This is a genomic window from Flavonifractor sp. An306, assembly GCF_002159455.1.
In the GTDB taxonomy this organism is placed as follows: domain Bacteria; phylum Bacillota; class Clostridia; order Oscillospirales; family Oscillospiraceae; genus Flavonifractor.
Genome location: NZ_NFIQ01000163.1, coordinates 1 through 2,358, shown reverse-complemented (window position 1 = coordinate 2,358; position 2,358 = coordinate 1). Strand labels below are relative to the sequence as shown.

General features: G+C 51.5%; 3 protein-coding genes. All 3 read left to right on the top strand.

Annotated elements, in window-relative coordinates; all coding sequences use genetic code 11:
- A partial coding sequence (locus B5F88_RS19140; RefSeq protein ID WP_204246275.1) for a helix-turn-helix transcriptional regulator occupies positions 1–239 on the top strand: 239 nt, incomplete at its 5' end.
- A 143-nt stretch (positions 240–382) separates the two neighbouring features.
- Positions 383–988 carry a recombinase family protein gene (locus B5F88_RS19135; RefSeq protein WP_087937015.1) on the top strand — a complete coding sequence of 202 codons (606 nt, stop codon included), beginning with the start codon at positions 383–385 and terminating at the stop codon, positions 986–988.
- Positions 981–2,358, top strand: a 1,378-nt coding sequence (locus tag B5F88_RS19130; RefSeq protein ID WP_140402209.1) for a recombinase family protein, incomplete at its 3' end; no start/stop codon positions are given. The genes B5F88_RS19135 and B5F88_RS19130, both read left to right, overlap by 8 nt.

Genomic DNA, 2,358 nt, shown 5'->3' with positions numbered 1-2,358 from the left:
TCAGCAATATCGAAAAAGGCAAGACGAGCATGAAGTTGGAAACCTTTATCCGAATCATCGAAGCCCTGCAAGTGTCTGCTGATTCCCTTCTTCGGCCCGATGTGCCGGAGGTGAGAAGCCTATACCAGAGCGAGTTTGACGAGCTGCTGGCCGACTGCTCTCCCAAAGAGCTGGATTCCATCCTGAAGATTGTTCGTGAGTTGAAATCCACTATGGCCAGACGGGATGACAATACCTGAAAATTTGCGAGCTGGAATTGCCGGCTCGCTTCTTTTTTCTCATCTATCGACCAGAAGTCAAGGTGTTGACTTCTGGTCGATTTTGTTATTAGTCTGCAGATTATATAATGGCCTGGAAGAGAAATAACACAGGGGGAGCAAATATGTCAGATCTGGCCGTTCAAAATAGAGAGTCAGAGCAGGAAGTTATGCCCTCATTTGATTTCCTGCTGGAAAGGGAGACGGAACGAAACACCCTTTTAGCGGAACATCGTGCCTGGTTAAAGGAAATCAAGCGGGAACGCCCGCTTCCCAAAACACATTACCGTGTGGCGGTATACATCCGCTACTTCAACCAGACCCGCTATGAGGACTATCTCTCAGCTCATAAAAAGCAATTTCTTGATACACTGGCTCTCTGCCCAAACTGGAAGTTTGTCGGTTTCTATGTGGACGAGGGCAGCACTGCGCCCAATATGGAGAGCGCCCCGGAGTGGTCAAGGCTCCTTCAAGACTGCTACGAGGAAAAGGTCGATCTGATCATTACCCAGAAAGCAAGCAATATCTCGAAGAAGCTCTCCGAGCTCTCTTTCTGTACGCGCCTCTTGGCAGCACTCCCAAAGCCAGTGGGCGTTTACTTCGTTTCGGAGGATATTTATACGCTGGCTTCCTATTACCAGGAGAATCTACACGACCCCTACTTTTTGCCAGATCCCGGTTGGAAGATACTCCCTGATGACGAACCCCGGAGGGAAATGCTGCATGATTGACAAGTCCACACGCAAACAGCTTGCGGAACGGAAAGAACGGGTCCGCCGGCGTATCAACACAAAAGTTGACCCGGAGAACTATGAATTCATTCCGGCTAAAAAGCCCATCGACTATTACGACAATGATATAAGGCAGCGGGTCGCCGTGTATGCCCGTGTCTCCACAGACAATGTCCAGCAGACTTCCTCCTATGAGCTGCAAAAGAAATACTATGAAGATTTTGTTGTGCATCATCCCAACTGGACATTGGTCAAAATCTATGCGGATGAGGGCATCAGCGGGACTTCTCTGGCTCATCGGGACGAGTTCAACAGCATGATCGCCGATTGCCGCAGCGGGAAAATCGATATGATCATTACCAAAAGCGTGTCTCGCTTTGCCCGAAATGTGGTGGACTGTATCAGCATGGTGCGAATGCTTGCGGAGCTGCCCAGTCCCGTCGGAGTGTTCTTCGAGAGCGAATGTATCTTCTCCCTCAAAGACGATTCCCAGATGGCGCTTTCGTTTCAGGCCACCATGGCTCAGGAGGAGTCTCACATCCGCAGCCGGAGCATGGAAACCTCCTTGCGGATGCGGCTGGACGGAGGTCTGCCATTGACGCCCAAACTGCTGGGGTATTCTCACGACGCAGATGGAAACCTGGTCGTCAACCCGGATGAAGCCCCCACGGTAAAACTCATCTTCTATATGTATCTGTACGGATATTCCACCTCCGACATTGCGGCGGCGCTCACCGAGCTGGGCAGGAAGACTTATCTGGGGAATGTCAAGTGGACATCCAACTCCATTGTCCAGGTCCTTCGCAATGAGCGGCATTGCGGGGATGTACTGACCCGGAAGACCTTCACCCCCAACTATCTGAACCACAAGGCCAGAAAGAATCGGGGGGACAGACCCCAGAGCCTTTACCGGAACCACCACGAGGGCATTGTTTCCAGAGATGATTTCATTGCGGTTCAGCATCTTCTGAACAACTCCAAGTATGGCAACCGCTCCATCCTCCCGGAGCTGCGGGTGATCGACAGCGGCCTGCTCAGAGGGTTCGTGACCATCAATCCCCGCTGGGCTGGATTTAAGCCGGCGGATTATTACCAAGCGTCCGCCAGTATCCATCCGCCCGATGAGCAGCAGGCGGATGCATCCCTGCCCTCGAGCATCACATTGGTTCCGGGAGATTTTGATATGAGAGGCTTTGAAATCGCCCGCAGTGAATTCTTTGATAATTATCACCGTCCCTATGTACTGTTTCAAGACAAGAGGATCAAGTTCAGCACCACATGTGTTCGGTCTTTTGGGAAAGACAACCATGTGGAGCTGCTGGTCAACCCTGTGGAGATGAAGTTCGCCGTCCGTACAGCGGCGAAAAGCA